Source organism: Acidovorax sp. GW823-FHT05D11 (assembly GCF_058795695.1).
The window spans coordinates 5,083,811-5,101,923 of the sequence record NZ_CM179502.1; the positions used below are offsets into that span (position 1 = coordinate 5,083,811).

At 69.6% G+C, this 18,113-nt stretch carries 17 protein-coding genes; 5 read left to right on the plus strand and 12 right to left on the minus strand.

Annotation, left to right across the window (positions count from 1 at the left end; translation table 11 throughout):
- Window positions 1–8 precede the first annotated feature (8 nt).
- Window positions 9–1,145 (plus strand): hybrid sensor histidine kinase/response regulator, encoded by a 1,137-nt coding sequence (locus AC3RCE_RS23430; protein ID WP_492255430.1) that lies wholly within the window; start codon window positions 9–11, stop codon window positions 1,143–1,145.
- Between the two features lie 20 nt (window positions 1,146–1,165).
- Here AC3RCE_RS23430 and AC3RCE_RS23435 read toward each other — a convergent pair whose 3' ends face one another.
- The 5 genes from AC3RCE_RS23435 to recG all read right to left on the minus strand — a co-directional run bounded on the left by AC3RCE_RS23435 (window position 1,166) and on the right by recG (window position 7,510).
- Entirely contained in the window at window positions 1,166–1,534 is a 369-nt protein-coding gene (locus AC3RCE_RS23435; protein ID WP_218296811.1) for a response regulator, read from the minus strand.
- Window positions 1,535–1,706: 172 nt separating this feature from the next.
- On the minus strand, window positions 1,707–2,210 hold the full coding sequence (locus AC3RCE_RS23440; protein ID WP_492254068.1) for a Dps family protein: 504 nt from the start codon (window positions 2,208–2,210) through the stop codon (window positions 1,707–1,709).
- A gap of 122 nt (window positions 2,211–2,332) precedes the next feature.
- Window positions 2,333–4,072 (minus strand): dipeptidase, encoded by a 1,740-nt coding sequence (locus AC3RCE_RS23445; RefSeq protein WP_492254069.1) that lies wholly within the window; start codon window positions 4,070–4,072, stop codon window positions 2,333–2,335.
- Between the two features lie 158 nt (window positions 4,073–4,230).
- Window positions 4,231–5,196: a LysR substrate-binding domain-containing protein gene (locus AC3RCE_RS23450; RefSeq protein WP_218296808.1), complete on the minus strand. Its 966-nt coding sequence runs from the start codon at window positions 5,194–5,196 to the stop codon at window positions 4,231–4,233.
- Window positions 5,197–5,284: 88 nt separating this feature from the next.
- The gene (gene recG / locus AC3RCE_RS23455; RefSeq protein WP_492254070.1) at window positions 5,285–7,510 is read right to left on the minus strand and encodes an ATP-dependent DNA helicase RecG; all 2,226 of its coding nucleotides are present in this window, start codon (window positions 7,508–7,510) and stop codon (window positions 5,285–5,287) included.
- A 145-nt stretch (window positions 7,511–7,655) separates the two neighbouring features.
- On the opposite strand from recG, the gene AC3RCE_RS23460 reads away from it, so the two are divergent.
- Window positions 7,656–8,936, plus strand: coding sequence for a cyclic di-GMP phosphodiesterase (locus tag AC3RCE_RS23460; RefSeq protein ID WP_218296806.1), 1,281 nt, complete (start codon window positions 7,656–7,658; stop codon window positions 8,934–8,936).
- 82 nt (window positions 8,937–9,018) lie between these two features.
- Complete coding sequence (gene queA / locus AC3RCE_RS23465; RefSeq protein ID WP_492254071.1) at window positions 9,019–10,143, plus strand: tRNA preQ1(34) S-adenosylmethionine ribosyltransferase-isomerase QueA; 1,125 nt, start codon at window positions 9,019–9,021, stop codon at window positions 10,141–10,143.
- Window positions 10,144–10,183: 40 nt separating this feature from the next.
- On the opposite strand, the gene AC3RCE_RS23470 is transcribed toward queA, so the two are convergent.
- Genes AC3RCE_RS23470 through AC3RCE_RS23480 form a run of 3 tightly spaced genes read right to left on the minus strand, consistent with a single transcriptional unit; the run spans window position 10,184 to window position 11,815 of the window.
- Window positions 10,184–10,894, minus strand: a complete 711-nt coding sequence (locus AC3RCE_RS23470; protein WP_492254072.1) for a hypothetical protein — start codon at window positions 10,892–10,894, stop codon at window positions 10,184–10,186.
- 48 nt (window positions 10,895–10,942) lie between these two features.
- Complete coding sequence (locus tag AC3RCE_RS23475; RefSeq protein ID WP_218296803.1) at window positions 10,943–11,191, minus strand: helix-turn-helix domain-containing protein; 249 nt, start codon at window positions 11,189–11,191, stop codon at window positions 10,943–10,945.
- Window positions 11,192–11,215: 24 nt separating this feature from the next.
- Window positions 11,216–11,815 (minus strand): DUF2975 domain-containing protein, encoded by a 600-nt coding sequence (locus AC3RCE_RS23480; RefSeq protein ID WP_492245046.1) that lies wholly within the window; start codon window positions 11,813–11,815, stop codon window positions 11,216–11,218.
- Between the two features lie 72 nt (window positions 11,816–11,887).
- Here AC3RCE_RS23480 and AC3RCE_RS23485 point away from each other — a divergent pair, with 72 nt between their 5' ends.
- Complete coding sequence (locus tag AC3RCE_RS23485) at window positions 11,888–12,577, plus strand: hypothetical protein (protein ID WP_369643582.1); 690 nt, start codon at window positions 11,888–11,890, stop codon at window positions 12,575–12,577.
- 20 nt (window positions 12,578–12,597) lie between these two features.
- Here AC3RCE_RS23485 and AC3RCE_RS23490 read toward each other — a convergent pair whose 3' ends face one another.
- Window positions 12,598–14,199, minus strand: coding sequence for a gamma-glutamyltransferase family protein (locus AC3RCE_RS23490; protein WP_492254073.1), 1,602 nt, complete (start codon window positions 14,197–14,199; stop codon window positions 12,598–12,600).
- 142 nt (window positions 14,200–14,341) lie between these two features.
- Window positions 14,342–15,325, minus strand: coding sequence for a Bug family tripartite tricarboxylate transporter substrate binding protein (locus tag AC3RCE_RS23495; protein ID WP_492254074.1), 984 nt, complete (start codon window positions 15,323–15,325; stop codon window positions 14,342–14,344).
- Window positions 15,326–15,553: 228 nt separating this feature from the next.
- On the opposite strand from AC3RCE_RS23495, the gene AC3RCE_RS23500 reads away from it, so the two are divergent.
- Entirely contained in the window at window positions 15,554–16,465 is a 912-nt protein-coding gene (locus tag AC3RCE_RS23500) for a LysR family transcriptional regulator (protein WP_218341229.1), read from the plus strand.
- Window positions 16,466–16,498: 33 nt separating this feature from the next.
- Here AC3RCE_RS23500 and AC3RCE_RS23505 read toward each other — a convergent pair whose 3' ends face one another.
- Both AC3RCE_RS23505 and trpC read right to left on the minus strand, forming a co-directional pair.
- Window positions 16,499–17,215, minus strand: a complete 717-nt coding sequence (locus AC3RCE_RS23505; protein ID WP_492254075.1) for a uracil-DNA glycosylase — start codon at window positions 17,213–17,215, stop codon at window positions 16,499–16,501.
- 68 nt (window positions 17,216–17,283) lie between these two features.
- A complete protein-coding gene (gene trpC, locus AC3RCE_RS23510; protein WP_492245041.1) occupies window positions 17,284–18,084 on the minus strand; it encodes an indole-3-glycerol phosphate synthase TrpC in 801 nt (266 codons plus the stop codon).
- Between the last annotated feature and the right edge of the window lie 29 nt (window positions 18,085–18,113).

Below are 18,113 nucleotides of genomic sequence, written 5' to 3' on the forward strand. Positions count from 1 at the left end.
CGAAGACCATGCCACACACCGACCGCATCAAATGCCTGCTCGTCGATGACATTCCTGAAAACCTGATCGCGCTGGAAGCACTGCTGCAGCGCGACGGCCTCGACATCCTGAAGGCCCAGTCCGGCCCTCAGGCACTGGAGCTGCTGCTCGCCCACGGGGACGTGGCGCTGGCCCTGCTCGATGTGCAGATGCCGGAGATGAATGGCTTCGAGCTGGCCGAACTGATCCGCGGCAGCGAGCGCACGCGCCATATTCCGCTGATCTTCATGACCGCCGGTTCCCGCGAGCAGAACTGGCAGTTCCGGGGCTACGAAAGCGGTGCGGTGGACTTTCTGTACAAGCCCATCGAACCGCACGTGCTCACCAGCAAGGCCAACGTGTTCTTCGAGCTGCACCGGCGCAAGCAGGCCCTGGCCCACGAACTGAAGGAGCGCACGGCGGCGCTGCGCATCAACGAGATGTTCATGGCGGTGCTGAGCCACGACCTGCGCACGCCCCTGATGTCGATCACGGCGGCCGCCACGGTGCTCAAGCGCCAGCCCGATGCCGAGAAGGTGGGCGCGATGGCCGACCGGGTGCTCAGCAGCAGCCAGCGCATGGGCCGGATGATCGAAGACCTGCTGGACGTCACCCGCATACGCCACGCGGGCGGGCTGGCCCTGCAGCTGGGCCCCGTCGGCATGCAGGCCGTGGTGCAGCGCGCGCTGGACGAGGTGCAGACCGGGTTCCCGGCCCACCGCATCGAGTCCACGCTGGCGGGGGACCTGGCCGGGGTCTGGGACGCCGAGCGCATGTGCCAGGTGATGACCAACCTGGTGGGCAATGCCATCCACCACGGCGATCCCGCACAACCCGTGCGCATCGCGGTGGACGGAACCCAGGCGGGGAGCGTGTCGGTCTCGGTGGCCAACGGGGGCGTGATACCGCCAGGCCTGCTGCCCCATCTTTTCGACCCGTTCCACGGACGGGAAAGAGAGCCGGGACGCCACCAGGGGCTGGGGCTGGGACTGTTCATCGCGCACCAGATCGTTCGCGCGCACTCGGGGAACATCGAGGTGTGCTCACAGGACGCAAGCACCTCTTTTCGCGTGACCCTGCCCCGGGTCTCGCCTGCACCCGGCGATCGCAAGGCATCGCCGGCCTGAGCCGGCACGGCGGTGGCGCGTCAGGCGACGGGGCGCGCCACGGCCTCGCGGATGGAACTCAGCAGCTGCTCCAGGTCCTCCAGGTCGAAGGGCTTGAGCAAGGTCCGGACATTGGGGCCCCAGGCGCCGGGATAGTGGCCCAGTTCATAGCCCGAGCACAGGACCACCCAGCGTTGCGGGTCCTGGGCCAGCAGCCGGCGCGCGAGATCCGTCCCCGAAATGCCGGGCAGGCTCACGTCCGAGACCAGCAGGTCGTAGGACTGCAGGGCATCAAGCTCCAGGGCCTCTTCGGCCGTGGCGCACGAAGTCACCGTCTGGCCTTCGCCCTCCATCAGCATGCCAATGGTCTCGCGCAGTTCGGCGTTGTCTTCCACGTAGAGGATTCGCATACATCACAGATTTTCTTGTCCTCCATGCCCCTGACGTCGCCCCACGGCAGCAGGCGGCATGCCCAAGCCCGGATCATCCACACAAGCCAGGCGGCCCCCTGTAGGACAACGCGCACTTCCGTCCCCTGGGGGCGCACGCGGGCGCCGCCCCGCGTCCAGGGCTGCGGTGCGGCTACTCCTCCAGCAGCGAGCGCAACATCCACGCCGTCTGCTCGTGCACCGTCAGGCGCTGCGTCAGCAGGTCGGCCGTGGGCTCGTCGCTGGCCTTGTCCGCCAGCGGGAACAGGCTGCGGGCGGTGCGGGCCACGGCCTCGTGGCCTTCGACCAGCACACGCACCATATCGAGCGCCTTGGGCGGCTTGGTGGGCGCGTCGGGCACCGTGGCGAGCTTGCCGAACTCGGCGTACGAGCCGGGCGCCACATGGCCCAGCGAGCGGATGCGCTCGGCGATCGGGTCCACCGCGTTCCACAGTTCGGTGTACTGCGCCATGAACATGGTGTGCAGCGTGTTGAACATGGGGCCCGTCACGTTCCAGTGGAAGTTGTGCGTGGTCAGGTACAGCGTGTAGGTGTCGGCCAGCAGGCGCGAGAGGCCTTGCGCGATCGCGGCGCGGTCCTTGTCGCTGATGCCGATGTTGATGCTGGGGGCTGCGGTGGTCTTGGGGGCCTTGGCCATGGGAAGCTCCTTCGTTGGAATGGGGGTCAATCGATGGAATCCGCCGCGCCATCGCAGCCCGGAAGGCTCCGGGCCACGGCGCGCGGCGGCTGGTGGTCACTGTAGCGCAGGCGCCAAAGCCATCACTGCATCTGGCTCAAATTCCCGATGCGCACGAGCATCTCGGTGAACATCTGCATGTCCGCGTCCAGGTCCACCACTTCCTTGAACTCCTTGGCGTTGTGGGCCGTGTACTTCTTGCCCGGCATCGCGGGGCCGAAGTTGATGGCGTTGGGCATGAGCTTGGCCGTAGTGCTGCCGGCGGTAGGCACGGGCTTGGCTTCCAGGCCCGTGGTGTCGCCAAAGGTGTTGAGCAGCGTGGAGAGCCAGGCGCCCTGGGGGTCGCGGGCCATCCAGTTGCCCTGGCTGTGGTCCACCTCCACCGCCACGCCGGCCTGGGCGCCCCAGGCCTTGATCTTCGCGGCCGTCGCCTTGGAGAGCGCCTCGGGCGTGCTGCCGCGGGGCATGCGCACATTGACCAGAACGTCGACCTTGCCATCCTTCTCGCGGATGAGGTTGGGCGACATCGTCAGCGTGCCCATGAAGTCGTCGGCATACGCCAGGCCCAGCGTGCGGCCCAGGTAGTCGGTGCCGTACAGGTCGGTGAGGTAGCGCACGGCCTGTGCGTAGCCGTTGGGGGCCAGAGCGACGCCGGACTCCTTGAGGAACAGCGCCAGGCGCGGCAGCGGGTTCACGCCCTCTTCGGGGCGCGAGCCGTGGGCCGACACGCCGGTGACCTTGACCTGCACGGCGGCGCCGTCCTGCGTGACGTCGATGCTGAAGGGCCCGCCCTGCGGCTTGTACTTCTCGACGAATGCCGCCTTGGCAGCGTTCAGGCGCGCAGCCACGTCGGCCGTGTTGCCGCCTTGCAGCCTGGCCGTGGCGGTCTGCGGCACGGCGTTGGCCGATGCGGCGCCGGCCATGGCGGTGATGGCGGTGGCACTGACGCTACCCATCGATCCCAGCGCGAACGAGGCGCGCAGCGCGCCGGAGCCCTTCTCGGCCACCACGGCGGGGTACTTGCTGTCGAGCACGATGTTGTACTCGGGCAGCGCGGTCCTGGCGCGGTAGTACTTCATCGCGTCGCCACCGGTTTCCTCGGTGGTCTCGATCATGAGGCGGATGGTGCGCGACAGCGGCAGGCCGCTTTCCTTCACGGCCTTCATGGCGTACAGCACGGCAGCGATGGAGCCCTTGTCGTCGATGGAGCCGCGGCCGTACAGGTTGCCGCCCACGCGCGTGAGTTTGAAGGGATCGAGGCGCGTGCCGTCGTCCAGCACCCATTCGTCGGCCACCACGGGCACCACGTCGGCGTGCGTGAGGATGCCGAACTCCTCCTTGCCCGTGCCGGGCAGCTTCACTTCAAAGATGCGGTTGTCCACATTGCGGTACTGCAGGCCAAAATCGCGGGCCATGCGTTCCACCAGCGCGCCGAAGGCGATGATGGACTTGTCCTCGTGCGGCGGCACTTTCTCGGACCGGAAGGTGGGGAGCGCCACCATCTTCGCCGTGGCGTCGATCACCGCGGATTGATTGTGCAGGCGGTTGTACAGGCCGAGCAGGCGGCCGATGTTGACCAGGTCATCCCCCGCCAGCGGCTGCTTGGCCGCATAGGCCGAGACGCTGGCGCGCAGCAGCGGGTTCTCGCGCGCGGCCTGGGCCAGGAACTCGGTGAAGCTGCCTTGCGCTGCGGCGGGCAGCACGGCCACCAGGCGGTCCATGTCGGCCTTCTTGACCGTGCCCGCCGAGGGTGCGTTGGTGGGCATGCTGGTGCACGCGGCCAGGCCCAGGGCCAGGCCGGCGGCCATCAGGATTTTTTTCATCTATTGCTTTCCTTGGGTTGTGGAGTGCGCAGGGCGCCCGCGGTGCGCATGTGGCGCAGCCCCGCGGTGCGGGCGGCCCGTTGGCGCCGCCCGCGGCGTGCCGCCCGAAAGCAGCCGCACGCCATGCGGGGCGAGAGTGTAGTCCCGCGCAGGCGGGGTCAGGACAGGCGCTTGACGCCGGGCAGCTCGCAGGCATACACGGCGTTGCGCAGTGCCGCGATGGCTTCGTAGCGCGTGAAGCTGCGCCGCCATGCCAGCACCACGCGGCGCATGGGCGGCGGCCCCCCGTCCTCTTCACGGATGGGCAGGTAGCGGATGTAGGTCTCGTCGCTCTTGCGGCGGCGCGACACGGTCAGCAGGGCGTCGCGCGGCACCGACAGGCGCGGCACCAGGGTCACGCCCATGCCCGCGGCCACCATGTGCTTGATGGTCTCCAGCGACGAGCCCTCGAAGGACTTGCGGATGCCCTCGGCATTGCTCGCAAAGCGCGCGAACTCGGGGCAGACCTCCAGCACGTGGTCGCGAAAGCAGTGGCCCGCCCCCAGCAGCAGCATGGTTTCACTCTTGAGTTCGGCGGCCGTCACGGATTTCTTGGCCGCCAGCGGGTGCGAACTGGGCACCGCCGCCATGAAGGGCTCGTCGTACAGCGGCGCCATGGCCAGGCCCGTGTCCGGAAACGGCTCGGCCAGGATGGCGCAGTCGATCTCGCCCGTGCGCAGCATTTCCAGCAGCTTCACCGTGAAGTTCTCCTGCAGCATGAGCGGCATTTGCGGCGAGCGGCCGATGGCCTGGCGCACCAGGTCGGGCAGCAGATAGGGCCCGATGGTGTAGATCACGCCCAGGGTCAGCGGGCCGGCCAGCGGGTCCTTGCCGCGCTTGGCGATTTCCTTGATGGCCGCCGCCTGCTCCAGCACGCTCTGGGCCTGGCGCACGATCTCCTCGCCCAGCGGCGTGACCGAGACCTCGCCCGCGCTGCGCTCGAAGAGCTTCACGTCGAGCTCTTCCTCCAGCTTCTTGATCGCGACCGACAGCGTGGGCTGCGAGACATAGCAGGCATCGGCCGCATGGCCAAAGTGCTTCTCGCGCGCCACGGCGACGATGTATTTGAGTTCGGTCAGGGTCATGGTCTGTTCCTGGGCTGGGGGTGAATGGCAGTCCCCTGCCCATGCTGCGCGCGCGGCAGCGCGCGGCGGCCTGGGGGGAATGTCATCTTCATGCCTTCAGATAGTCCGATTTTCCACCCAACCAGCGCGCCACGTGTTGCGCCGCCAGGTCCGGGTGGCGGTCCAGCATCACCGGCGCCAGTTCGCGGGCCCAGTCGAGCAGCACGGTGTCGGTGGCCAGGTCGGCAAAACGCAGCAGCGCGTCGCCCGACTGGCGCGCGCCCAGGAACTCGCCGGGGCCCCGGATCTCCAGGTCGCGCCGGGCGATCTCGAAGCCGTCGTTGGTCTCGGCCATGGCACGCAGGCGCTCCTTGGCGGTCTCGCCCACGCGGCCGCTGTCGTTGGTGGCATACAGCAGCACGCAGGCGGACGCCGCCGCGCCGCGCCCCACGCGGCCGCGCAGCTGGTGCAGCTGCGACAGGCCAAAGCGCTCGGCATGCTCGATGACCATGAGCGAGGCGTTGGGCACGTCCACGCCCACCTCGATCACGGTGGTGCTGACCAGCACGCCCATCTGGCCGCTGGTGAACAGCGCCATCACCGCCTTCTTCTCGGCGCTGGGCATGCGCGAGTGCAGCAGCCCGACCATGACGCCGGGAAGCGCTTCGCTCAGACCGGCATGCGTCGCGGTGGCATTGGTCAGGTCCAGCGCCTCGCTCTCTTCGATCAGCGGGCACACCCAGTACACCTGCCGCCCGGCCTCCACCTGGGCGCCGATGCGCTCGATGACTTCGTCCTTGCGGCTGTCGGCGATCAGCTTGGTGACGATGGGCGTGCGGCCGGGGGGCAACTCGTCGATCACCGAGACGTCGAGGTCGGCGTAGTAGCTCATGGCCAGCGTGCGCGGAATCGGGGTCGCGCTCATCATCAGCATGTGCGGCTCCATGGGAACCTTGCGCCCCCACGCTCCGCCGCTGCGCGGGTCGCTGCCCCCCGAGGGGGCCGCGTCGCCTTGGGGCGGCCCGGCGGCGACGCCCTCCGCCAGCTTTTGCCGCAGCGCCAGCCGCTGCGCCACGCCAAAGCGGTGCTGCTCGTCGATGATGGCCAGCGCCAGGTTCTTGAACCGCACCTGCTCCTGGATCACGGCGTGGGTGCCCACCACCAGCGCGGCCTCGCCGCTGGCCACCAGCGCCAGCATGGCGGTGCGGTCCTTTTTCTTTTGCCCGCCCACCAGCCAGGCCACCCTGCGGCCACGCTCGGCCAGCAGGGGTTCGAGCCAGCCGATCATCTTGGCGAAATGCTGCTCGGCCAGGATCTCGGTGGGCGCCATGAGCGCGCACTGCCAGCCCGCGTCCATGGCCAGGCACGCGGCCAGGGCCGACACCACGGTCTTGCCCGATCCCACGTCGCCCTGCAGCAGCCGGTGCATGGGTACCTGGCGCGCCAGGTCGGCCGCGATCTCCTCGCCCACGCGGCGCTGCGCGGCGGTCAGGCTGAAGGGCAGCACGGCCATCAGTTGCTCGTGCAGCGGCAGCGCACCATCGGTGGGCCGACGCACCTTCAGCACCGGCGCACGCAGCATGTCCCGCGCGCGGCGTGATTGCTGCTGCGACAGCTGCTGGGCCAGCAGCTCCTCCACCTTCAGGCGCTGCCACGCGGGGTGGCTGTGGTCTTCCAGCGTGGACAGCGCCACATCCGGCGTGGGGTGGTGCAAAAAAGTGAGCGCCTCGCGCAGGCTGAACAAGCGCGGGAGGCCATTCTGGCTTGTAAAACGCGCATACGGCGGCTCGGTGCCGGGTGGCAGCGTGTCCGACAGGTCCACCCGGGCCAGCGCGCCAACCACCGCGCGGCGCAGGTAGGGCTGCGGCAAGCCGGCCGTGGTGGGGTAGACGGGCGTGAGCGCGGCGGGCAGCTCGCCGCCCGCGAGGCGGAACGCGGGGTGCAGCATCTGCCGGCCCCAGAACCCGCCCTTGACCTCGCCCCGGATGCGCAGGCGCGCGCCCACGGACAGGGTCTTCTGGTGCGAGGGGTAGAAGCTGAAGAAGCGCAGCTCGCACGTGCCGGAGCCGTCCTCCACCTGCACCACCAGCTGGCGGCGCGGGCGCAGCTGCACCTCGCTGGCGATCACGGTGGCTTCGATCTGGACCATCTGCCCGTCGCGCGCGCTGGCCAGCGGGGTGATGCGGGTTTCGTCCTCGTAGCGCAGGGGCAGGTGCAGGGCCAGGTCGATGTCGCGCTTGAGGCCCAGCTTCTGCAGCGCCTTCTGGGCCACCGATGCACCGCCCTTGGACACGGCAGGCGCCGCCGCCGCCGGGGGGCTAGGGCGAATCGGCATTCACATGTCCCCTAGGGGAAACTCTGGATACGGCGGCGGGCATGTAGCGGGTTTTACGAACGACACGAATGGGCAAAAAGGCTACCATGGTTACCACTGCCAGCGCGTCAAAGCAGGCGCCTTTTCCGAGTCCAGGGGTCTTGCCATGCTCAAGCGCATCCAAATTCAGCACCTTACCCTGGGCATGTATCTGCACGAGTTCTGCGGCTCGTGGATGGAGCACCCCTTCTGGCGGGCCAAGTTCCTGCTGAGCGACCCCAAGGACCTCGCCCGCATCCAGGCCACCGCGATCCATGAATGCTGGATCGACACCTCCCGGGGCCGGGACGTGGCCCCCGGCACCGCCTCGGTGTCCCGCGAGGAGGTGGACGCCCAGATCGAGACGGACTTCAGCCGGCTGGAGGACCTGCCGCCCATCAAGGTCACGCTGCCCTCCCCACCCCCGCCGCCCAGGCGCGACCGCAAGCCCGCCGACATGAAGAGCGAGCTCAAGGCCGCCGCCGCCCTCTGCGTGAAATCCAGGGAGGCGGTGATTTCGATGTTCAACGAGGCACGCCTGGGGCGCGCGGTGGACTCCGCCAGCGCGCAGAGCCTGGTGGAGGAAATCTCGGACTCCGTCACCCGCAACCCGGGCGCGCTCATCAGCCTGGCGCGCCTGAAGACGGCGGACGACTACACCTACATGCATTCGGTGGCCGTGTGCGCGCTCATGGTGGCGCTGGCCAAGCAGCTCAGGCTCAAGGACGACCAGCAGCGGCTGGCCGGCATGGCGGGCCTGCTGCACGACCTGGGCAAGGCCGCGGTACCGCTCGCGGTACTCAACAAGCCCGGCAAGCTCACCGACCAGGAGTTCACCGTGGTGCGCAGCCATCCGGTGCAGGGCTTTCACATGCTCAAGGAAGGCGGCAACATGCCCGACGCGGTGCTGGACGCGTGCCTGCACCACCACGAGAAGGTGGACGGCTCCGGCTACCCGGACAAGCTGCAGGGCGACGGCATCAGCGTGATCGCGCGCATGACGGCGATCTGCGACGTGTACGACGCCATCACCTCCGACCGCCCCTACAAGCGCGGCTGGGACCCCGCCGAATCGCTGCGCCGCATGGCCGAATGGACCCAGGACCACTTCGACGCGCGGCTGTTCCAGGCGTTCGTCAAGAGCATCGGCATCTATCCCGTGGGCTCGCTCGTGCGGCTGACCTCGGGGCGCATCGGCGTGGTGACCGAGCAATCGGCCGCGGCGCTCACCACGCCCCACGTCAAGGTGTTCTTCTCCACCAATTCCGGCCTGCGCGTCCCGCCCGAGACGGTGGATCTCTCCGCCCCGGGGTGCCACGAGAAGATCGTCGCCCGCGAAGACCCGGACAAGTGGCGCTTTCCGGACCTGAACGAGCTGTGGTCGGGCTTTCCCGAAAAGACCTGGTAGGCCCGGCCCCCGGCCCCGCCGTGGGAAAATGGCGGCCTCCCCGCTTTTTTCTTGGCACGGGCCTGTCCGGCCCTCAAGCCCCATGACCGCATCCAGCCCGCCTGCCCCGCGCACCTACACGCTCAGCGACTTCGACTTCTCGCTGCCTCCCGAACTCATTGCCCAGCACCCCGCCGCCGAACGCAGCGCCTCGCGCCTGCTGGACGGACGCGCCATCGAGCCCGTGGACCGCATCTTCCGCGACCTGCCCGGCCTGCTGCGCGAAGGCGACCTGCTGGTGTTCAACGACACCCGGGTGGTCAAGGCGCGCATCTTTGGCGAGAAAGCCAGCGGCGGCAAGCTGGAGCTCTTGATCGAGCGCGTGCTGCCCGCCGAAGCCGGCGGCACGGGCAACGAAGTCGTGGCCCACATGAAGGTCAGCAAGAAGCCGCTGCCCGGCAGCACCGTGCACATGGCGGGCGGCCGCCACGGCGGTGGTTTCGACGCCACGCTGCTGGGCCGCTGGCCCCATGACGACGGCCCGCTGTTCCGCTTTGCGCTGCACGGCCCCGCAGGCGAGTCGCCGTGGGAGCTGATGGACCGCCACGGCCACCTGCCGCTGCCGCCCTACATCGAACGCCAGCAGAACACCGGCCACGACCCCGACGAAGCCGAGGACAGCCAGCGCTACCAAACGGTGTTTGCGCGCGCCCCCGGCGCCGTGGCCGCGCCCACCGCCGCGCTGCACTTCGACGAGGGCGTGCTGGCCGGCCTGGCCGCGCGCGGCATCGAGCGCGCCAGCGTCACGCTGCACGTGGGCGCGGGCACCTTCCAGCCCTGCAAGACCGAAAACCTGGCCGAGCACCAGATGCACAGCGAGTGGTACGAGGTGCCGCTGGCCACGCTGGCCGCCCTGGAGCGCTGCCGCCAGCGCGGTGGCCGCGTGGTGGCCGTGGGCACGACCACGGTGCGCACGCTCGAATCGTGGGCGAAGACCGGTCTGGCCACGGGCGACACCAGCATCTTCATCACGCCGGGCTTTGCTTTCCAGGTGGTGGATGTGCTGGTCACCAACTTCCACCTGCCCAAGAGCACGCTGATGATGCTGGTGAGCGCGTTCGCGGGCTATGCGCACACCATGGGCCTGTACCGGCACGCCATCGCGCAGGGGTACCGGTTCTTCAGCTACGGGGATGCGATGCTGCTGGAGCGCCCACCCGCGCGTTGACCGGCGATGCGGCCCTGCGGCTCCACGGCAATCGGCGGGGTCAAGGGCAGTTGCTGACGGGCGCCACGCGCGGTGCGGCGCCCACATCGGGCAGGCGATTGGCCGAGGGCAGCCGCACGCAGTAGGTGCCCGACGGGCTCTCCACCTGCGTGACCCGGGAGCCATCGCCACCGCGCCACTCGCGGGTCGAAATCGCAGCACCCAAGGGCCTGGCCGCTGGCGCGCCGTCTCCCACTGCCAGTTGCGCCGCCGGTACGGCACCGTGGCGGCGCTGCCATTCGCGCTCTTGGCGGTCGGCACGGCCCACGGCGTCGGGGCTCCAGCGCAGAGGTGCATCGGCCATCCGGCTGTCGGACGCAGGCAGCTCGGGCGCGGGCGCAGCGGCAGTCGCGGCCTGCGGAGGGGGCTGCTGCACGGCGCGTGCCGGGGTGCCGATGACCGTGCCGGTCACTGCATCGGTGGGCGCGTCGGCGCTGCGGTGGCGCTCTGCCGCACGCACCGGGCGCGATGCAGATGCGGGCGCGGAAACGGGCCCCTTGGGGAGAGCCTGCGCACGCCCCGGGCCGAGCACCGCCATGGCGGGCTGCAGCACCTCGGCGTGCGTGATCCACTGCACCTCCATCGCTTGTCGCGGTGATGTGAATGGTGGCGGTGGTGCCGATAGCGATGGCGAGACGCGGCTGGTCGACAGATTCCACGCGGTCAGGATGACACCGTGCAGCAGCACCGAGGCCACCACGGCCACTGCCACGCGCCTGCGCCGGCTGACGGGAGCGGCACCCCAGCCCCACCAGCGCACTTACACGCCTTCTTGCGCCGCGCCGTCGTCCGCGCCATCACCGCCGCTGTCCACCCACGCCAGCAGGTCGCCGGGCTGGCACTGCAGGTACTCGCAGATGGCCGAGAGCGTCTCGAAGCGCACGCCCTTGACCTTGCCGCTCTTGAGCAAGGACAGGTTGGCCTCGGTGATGCCCACATGGGCCGCCAGGTCCCGCGACTTGACCTTGCGGCGCGCGAGCATTTCATCCAGGGTCACAACAATCGCCATGGGGAATACGGTACCTGGGAGTGGCTACACAAACGCATCCGCTTCGGCCTGCAGGCGGCAGCCCTCGGCCAGCACGTGGGCCAGGAGCAGCATCATCAGCCCCACCACCAGCACGCTCATTTCAAACGAGCCCACGCCCAGCGCGATGAGCCCGCCCTGCTGGCCGGAGGCCAGCCACGACAGCAGCGCCGTCACGCCCACCTGGTAGACCAGCGAGGTCGCGAACATCGCCAGAAAGCCCCAGCCCACGCCCCGGAACCCGCGCACGACCACGGGCCCGAACACGGCGCCCGCCAGGAAGGCCCGGCAGATGCGGTGCACGCAGAGCACCGCGTACAGCATGGCCAGGGCCGGAATGCACTCCAGCGCCACACCCACCCACCGCCATTGCGTCTCCATGGACTGCGGCGGGGTCAGCCCGACCAGCAGGGCCTGCGTCGGCACCACCGTCAGGGGCATCCACCCACCCCAGCCGGTCTCGTGCCCGATCGCCGCCCAGCGCGCCAGCGAAAAAACCAGCGACACCAGGGCACACACCCAGCTGGCGGCCAGCAGCCCCCAGGCCAGCCGGCGGAATGAAGGGCTGTGGACGGGGGAGACCGGGGTGGCCAGAGTTCGCGTCATGGTTTGGCAATTTTTTCTGTAAAACAATAATAATATACCGTTAAACAGAAATTTCAACACCGTCCGACCCGCATGACACTCAGCCCGCCCATCCCTTTTCGCAGCGGCACCCGCCTGCTCCGGGGCCCTATTTCACCCGTCCGGCCGCCATGGCGGCGCGGGGCGGGCCTTGGCGTTCTCCTCCTGTGCACGGCACTGCTGGCCGCCTGCGGCACCGTGCCGGTGTCGTCCCTGTGGAAGCTGCGCAAGCTCCAGCTGGAGACGCTCGACCCCGCCGCGCTGCGCGCCGCCGTGGTGCACGGCCCCGGCCTGCGGCTCCATGGCCCGGCGCTGGAGCTGACGGTGAGCGTGTCCCGCAAGGTGCGCCAGCCCGGCGGCGGCACCACCACCGAGCGATGGGAAGAAAAGCTGCCGCTGCAGGAGCTGAGCGGCACCGCAGAGCGCAGCCCGCTGGCACCCTATGACACTGCCCGCACCGCGGTGCAGGTCTGGCGCATCGACCCGGAGGCATTGCCCCGGCTGCAGGCACTGCGCGCCAAGGCCCTGGCCTGGAAAACGGTGGACGACGGCCCGCGCGAGCTGGGCCTGGGGGTGGAACTGGCAGGCTGCCAGAAGGGCAGCGCCGGGAACCGGCTGGTGACCACGCTCATGCGCTTCACGGATCCCGGGGAGTACATCCCCCTCGCGCACAACATGGACCTGGCGGAAACCATGCCGGCAGCGGAGCTGGCACGGCGGTTTCCGGACTGCGCCGCCGGTTGACCAGGGAACCTGGCAGGTTCTCAGAACGCGACCGCGTGCCCGTCCTTGCGTGGGTCCGACCCGGCGATGTAGTGCCCGCCGTCGCGCAGGACCAGCTGGGCCCCGCCAAAGGCGAACACGCCGTTGCCCTCCTCCACCGTGACCTCGTGGCCGCGCGCACGCAGCGCCGCCACCACGGCGGGATCGAACGCGGGCTCCACGGCCACGCCCTTGCCGCCCGTCACGCGCCAGCGGGGCGCGTCGGCGGCGGCCTGCGGGTTCTGGCCGTAGCGCAGCACGCGCAGCGCCATCTGGGTGTGGCCCTGGCTCTGCATGGGGCCGCCCATCACGCCGAAGGCCATCTGCGGCGTGCCGTCCGAGTGCATCGCGAACGCCGGGATGATGGTGTGCGAGGGGCGCTTGCGCGGGCCCACTTCGTTGGCGTGGCCTGGCTTGAGGTTGAAGCCGTGGCCCCGGTTCTGCAGGCTGATGCCCGTGCCCGGCACCACCACGCCCGAGCCGAAGCCCATGTAGTTGGACTGGATGAACGAGACCATCATGCCCTGGCTATCTGCCGCCGCCAGGTACACCGTGCCCCCCGGGCGCGGCGCGCCGTGGCCCGGGTCGCCCGCGCGCTCGGGGTCGATGAGCGCCGCGCGGCCGCGCAGATAGTCCGCCTCCAGCAGCTCCTTCGGCGCGACACGCATCGCACCGATGTCGGCGTTGTACTGGTCCAGGTCGGCCAGCGCGAGCTTCATGGCCTCGATGCTCGCGTGCACCGTCTCCACGCTGTCGAGCGGGTGCGCGCCGATGCCGTGCGCGTCCAGCATGCCCAGCGCCATCAGCGCGGCAATGCCCTGGCCGTTGGGCGGGATCTCGTGGATCACCGAGTCGCCGAAGCGCTGCTCGATGGTGCCCACCCAGTCGGCCTGGTGCGAGGCGAGGTCTTCGAGCGTCATCGCGCCGCCGTGGGCCTGTGCATGGGCCACCATGCGCTCGGCGATCACGCCCCGGTAGAACGCCTCTCCCTGCGTTTCGGCGATCAGTTCCAGCGTGCGCGCATGGGCCTCGCTGCGGAAGATCTCGCCCGCCCGCGGTGCGCGGCCACCGGGCAGGAAGCACTCGGCAAAACCCGGCTGCGCGCCCAGCTTGGCGCCACCCAGCGCCCACAGGCGGGCGATGGTGGGTGACACCGGAAAACCATGGCGCGCGTAGTCGATGGCGGGTTGCGCCAGCTGTGCGAAGGGCAGCTTGCCCAGGCGCCTGGACAGCGCCACCCACGCCGAGACGGCGCCCGGCACGGTCACCGCGTTCCACCCCGTCTCGGGGATGCCGCCCAGCTTCTTGAAATACTCCGGCGACCACGCGGCCGGTGAGCGGCCCGAGGCATTGAGACCGTGCAGTTCCTTGCCGTCCCACACGATGGCAAAGCCGTCGCTGCCGATGCCGCAGCCCGTGGGCTCGACCACCGTGAGCGCCATGGCGGCGGCGATGGCGGCATCCACCGCGTTGCCGCCCGCCAGCAGCATGCGCAGCCCCGCCTGCGCGGCCAGCGGCTGCGAGGTGGAGACCACATTGCGCCCCATGACCGCGCTGCGGTGGGAGGCGTAGGGAAGGGACCAGTCGAGGGTTGGGTTATTCATAGCGTTCTGACTCCGTGGCTCGCAAGGGTTGCGGTGCGTGGAAACTGGCGCGGCGCAAAGCGAGAGACGCCAAGGAAGGGCCGCCCCGCACCGAGGGCGTCGTCCCCCTCGGGGGGAAGGCGCCGAAGGCGACTCAGGGGGGCTACTCCACCGCGATTTTGTGCTGCCGGATCACCGTCGCCCAGCGATTGCTGTCCGCCTGCACCATGGCACCAAACTGCGCGGGCGTGCGCGGCGCGGCAGGCTCCACGCCCAGCTTGGCCAGGCTCTCGGCCACTTCGGGCGCCTGCACTGCCTTGGCAAAGGCCTTGTGCACCTTGTCGACCAGCGCGGGCGGTGCGCCCGCGGGCAGGTACACGCCGAACCAGGTCACCGACGAATAACCGGGCAGGCCGGACTCGGCCAGCGTGGGCAGCTCGGGCGCCAGCGTGCTGCGCTTCTCGCTGGTCACGGCCAGGGCCCGCAGGCGGCCGGCCTTGGCGTGCGGCATGCCCGTGGGCAGGGAGTCGAACAGCACGTGGGTCTGCCCGGCGATCAGGTCCGGAATGGCCAGCGCCGTGCCCTTGTAGGGGATGTGCGTCATCTCCACGCCGGCCTGCGCGCTGAAGGCTGCCGTGTTCAGGTGCACGATGGTGCCGTTGCCGCTGGTGGCGTAGTTGAGCTTGCCTGGATGGGCCTTGGCGTAGGCGATGAGTTCGCCCACGGTCTTGACCGGCAGCGAGTTGGTGACCAGCAGCACGCTGGGTGCGTCAGCCACGTGGGCCACGGGCACAAAGTCCTTGCGCGGGTCGTAGGCCAGCTTGGGCATCAGATGGGGCGAGATGGCATGCGTGCTGCTGGTGGTCAGCAGCAGGGTGTAGCCATCGGGTGCGGCCTTGGCCGCCTCGGCCGTGCCCAGGGTACCGCCGGCGCCGGGCTTGTTGTCCACGACCAGCTGCTGGCCCATGTCGGCCGCCACGCGCTGGGTGACCACCCGGGCCACCAGGTCGGTGGCGCCGCTGGCCGGAAACGGCACGATGACCCGTACGGGCCGGTCGGGCCACGCGGCCTGCGCCTGTGCGCTGGCGCCCCACACCATCAACCAGGCCAGGCACACGACGCCACGGCCCCAGGGAAAAAGACGCATACAGGTACTCCAGAAGAAGGGGAAACGCGCGATGCCGGACCGCGCACGCAGACAGGGACAGGGGGAGCCGCAGGGCCCCGCCCGGGGGCAACCAGACAGCCATCTTAGGAAGCCAGCCCCCGGAAGACCAACGCCAAATAGGCAAGCAGCTTTGCCGTAGCGGCAAACCACTTCATACTTTGGGCCACCACCCGGCAATACGCCCCACTCCAGCCCCCTGCCCTGCCCATGCGCCCCCAGCTCCTGCAAGACACCGCCCTGCGCTACTTCCTGGAGGTGGCGCACAGCGGTTCGCTCACCGAAGCCTCGGCACGGCTGCACGTGGCCGCTTCGGCGCTCAGCCGCCAGATCGCCGGGCTGGAGGCGCAGCTGGGCACGCCGCTGTTCGACCGCCACCCGCGCGGTATGGTGCTCACCGCGGCCGGAGAGATCCTGGCCGTGCACGCCCGGCGCACGGTGCTGGACGCCGAACGCGCGCTGGGCGAGATCGGCGCGCTGCAGGGCCTGCGCGCGGGGCAGGTGCGTCTGGCCACGTCGGACGCATTTGCCAACGAGTTGGTGCCGCGCCTGTGTGTGGAATTCCAGCGCACGCACACGGGCATCCAGTTCAGCGTGATCTCGCTGCCCACCGCCCAGGTGCCCGACGCGGTGCGCAGCGGCGCGGCCGACATCGGCCTGTGCTTCAGCCGTGCGCCGCACAAGGACATCGAGGTCGCCTACCGGCAAGGCGCTCCGGTGCTGGCACTCATCCCGCCCGGCCATGCGCTGGCGGAATCGGCCAGCGTCACGCTCGCGCAGATGGCCGCCTACCCCCTGGCCCTGCCGCCCGCCGAGACCACGGTGCGCCAGATGATCGACATCGTGTGCAGCCGCCAGGGCCTGCAGCTGGAGGCGGTGCTCATCAGCAACCATGCCAAGACGGTGCTCAACTTCGTGGCGCATGGCGGGGGGCTGTCGGTGGCCAGCGAGATCGCGGCACGCCACCTGGTGGCGGCGGGCGCCGTGGTGGCCGTGCCCATCAGCGACCCTGGCATGGACCTGCGCGACCTGGAGGTGCAGACCCTGGCGGGCCGCAGCCTGCCCGTGGCGGCACAGGCCTTTCTCGACCTGCTCAAGGAGCGGCTGCCGGGGCGCTGGTAGACCGCGGGGGCGCAGCGCCGCCGCGCTGGCGCCTCAATACCCGTGCTGCGCCCGGAACGCGCGCGCCTTGCCGAAATGCCCGTTGCCGATGAACGGCACGGGCGGGCGCAGGGCGGACAGCGGCGAAGGGTGGTTGGACAGGAGCAGCAAGTGGCCTCGGTCCTGGGGGATCAGCGCGCGCTTGGATTGCGCGTGCGAGCCCCAGAGCATGAACACCACGGGCCGCTCGCCCTCGGCCACATGGCGGATGACCGCGTCGGTCAGGGCCTCCCAGCCCTTGCCGGCATGGCTGGCGGGCTGGCCCTCTTCCACCGTGAGGCCGGTGTTGAGCAACAGCACGCCGTTCTTCGCCCACTTGACCAGGCTGCCCCCCGGGTTCGGAAACGGCGGGAAAGCCACGCCCAGGTCGCGCTGCATTTCCTTGAAGATGTTTTGCAGCGAGGGCGGCAGGCGCACGCCCGGCGCCACCGAGAACGCCAGCCCTTCGGCCTGGCCGCGCCCGTGGTAGGGGTCCTGGCCCAGGATGACCACGCGCACCTCGTCCGGCGGCGTGAGTTCCAGCGCCCGCAGCGGGCGGGGCGGGAAGATCACCGCGCCCGCATCGAGCCGCGACTGCAGAAAGGCAAGCAGCGACTGGCCGCGCACACCGGCAAAGAAGTCATCGACCAGCGGCTGCCAGCCGGAGGCCACCGGCCAGTCCGCGGGGTCAGCGCTTTGCAGCTGGGTGGGGTTTGCAGCGGCGTCATTCATGGTCAAAAAGGCCTCTACCGCTTGATGGACAAGCGCAACAAGCTATCAAATAATGAGCAAACGCAGAATCAGGCGAACAGTTTCGCCAGCGCTTCGCCCGGCTCCGGCGCGCGCATGAACGCCTCGCCCACCAAAAACGCGTGCACGCCGGCATCGCGCATGCGCTTCACGTCGTCAGGCTTCAGGATGCCCGACTCGGTGACCAGCAGCCGGTCGGCCGGCACGTCCTTGAGCAGGCCCAGGGTGGTGTCCAGCGTCACCTCGAAGGTGCGCAGGTTGCGGTTGTTGATGCCCACCAGCGGCGTCTTGAGCCTGAGCGCGCGCTGCAGTTCGGCGCCGTCGTGCACCTCCACCAGCACCGCCATGTCCAGGCTGCGCGCGATGGCTTCGAAGTCGGCCATCTGCGAATCATCCAGGCTGGCCGCGATCAGCAAGATGGCATCCGCCCCCATCGCCCGGGACTCGTAGATCTGGTACGCATCGACCATGAAGTCCTTGCGCAGCACCGGCAGCTGGCAGCTGGCACGCGCCTGCTTGAGGTAGTCCACGCTGCCCTGGAAGAACTGCTTGTCCGTCAGCACCGACAGGCAGGCGGCGCTCACCTTGCCGTCGCCATCGGCATAGCTTTGCGCGATGTCGGCGGGGATGAAGTCGGCGCGCAGCACGCCCTTGCTGGGGCTGGCCTTCTTGACCTCGGCGATCACCGCCGCCTGGCCCTTGGCGATCTTGGCGCGCAGCGCGCCTTCGAAGTCGCGCGTGAGCACGCGGCTCTCGGCATCGGCGCGGATGGCGTCGAGGGGCATGCGCTTCTTCGCAGCGGCCACTTCTTCGTGCTTGACGGCCACGATCTTGTTGAGGATGTCGCTCATGGGAAACCTGCCTTTTCAACCCCGGCGGG

Excerpts from the sequence above, each read along its gene's own strand:
- AC3RCE_RS23505 (WP_492254075.1), bottom strand. The coding sequence starts at position 17,215 with ATGAATGACGCCGCTGCAAACCCCACCCAGCTGCAAAGCGCTGACCCC.
- AC3RCE_RS23480 (WP_492245046.1), bottom strand. The coding sequence starts at position 11,815 with ATGACGCGAACTCTGGCCACCCCGGTCTCCCCCGTCCACAGCCCTTCA.
- AC3RCE_RS23485 (WP_369643582.1), top strand. The coding sequence starts at position 11,888 with ATGACACTCAGCCCGCCCATCCCTTTTCGCAGCGGCACCCGCCTGCTC.
- AC3RCE_RS23430 (WP_492255430.1), top strand. The coding sequence starts at position 9 with ATGCCACACACCGACCGCATCAAATGCCTGCTCGTCGATGACATTCCT.
- trpC (WP_492245041.1), bottom strand. The coding sequence starts at position 18,084 with ATGAGCGACATCCTCAACAAGATCGTGGCCGTCAAGCACGAAGAAGTG.
- AC3RCE_RS23490 (WP_492254073.1), bottom strand. The coding sequence starts at position 14,199 with ATGAATAACCCAACCCTCGACTGGTCCCTTCCCTACGCCTCCCACCGC.
- AC3RCE_RS23445 (WP_492254069.1), bottom strand. The coding sequence starts at position 4,072 with ATGAAAAAAATCCTGATGGCCGCCGGCCTGGCCCTGGGCCTGGCCGCG.
- AC3RCE_RS23460 (WP_218296806.1), top strand. The coding sequence starts at position 7,656 with ATGCTCAAGCGCATCCAAATTCAGCACCTTACCCTGGGCATGTATCTG.
- AC3RCE_RS23435 (WP_218296811.1), bottom strand. The coding sequence starts at position 1,534 with ATGCGAATCCTCTACGTGGAAGACAACGCCGAACTGCGCGAGACCATT.
- AC3RCE_RS23450 (WP_218296808.1), bottom strand. The coding sequence starts at position 5,196 with ATGACCCTGACCGAACTCAAATACATCGTCGCCGTGGCGCGCGAGAAG.
- AC3RCE_RS23500 (WP_218341229.1), top strand. The coding sequence starts at position 15,554 with ATGCGCCCCCAGCTCCTGCAAGACACCGCCCTGCGCTACTTCCTGGAG.
- queA (WP_492254071.1), top strand. The coding sequence starts at position 9,019 with ATGACCGCATCCAGCCCGCCTGCCCCGCGCACCTACACGCTCAGCGAC.
- AC3RCE_RS23475 (WP_218296803.1), bottom strand. The coding sequence starts at position 11,191 with ATGGCGATTGTTGTGACCCTGGATGAAATGCTCGCGCGCCGCAAGGTC.
- recG (WP_492254070.1), bottom strand. The coding sequence starts at position 7,510 with ATGCCGATTCGCCCTAGCCCCCCGGCGGCGGCGGCGCCTGCCGTGTCC.
- AC3RCE_RS23495 (WP_492254074.1), bottom strand. The coding sequence starts at position 15,325 with ATGCGTCTTTTTCCCTGGGGCCGTGGCGTCGTGTGCCTGGCCTGGTTG.
- AC3RCE_RS23440 (WP_492254068.1), bottom strand. The coding sequence starts at position 2,210 with ATGGCCAAGGCCCCCAAGACCACCGCAGCCCCCAGCATCAACATCGGC.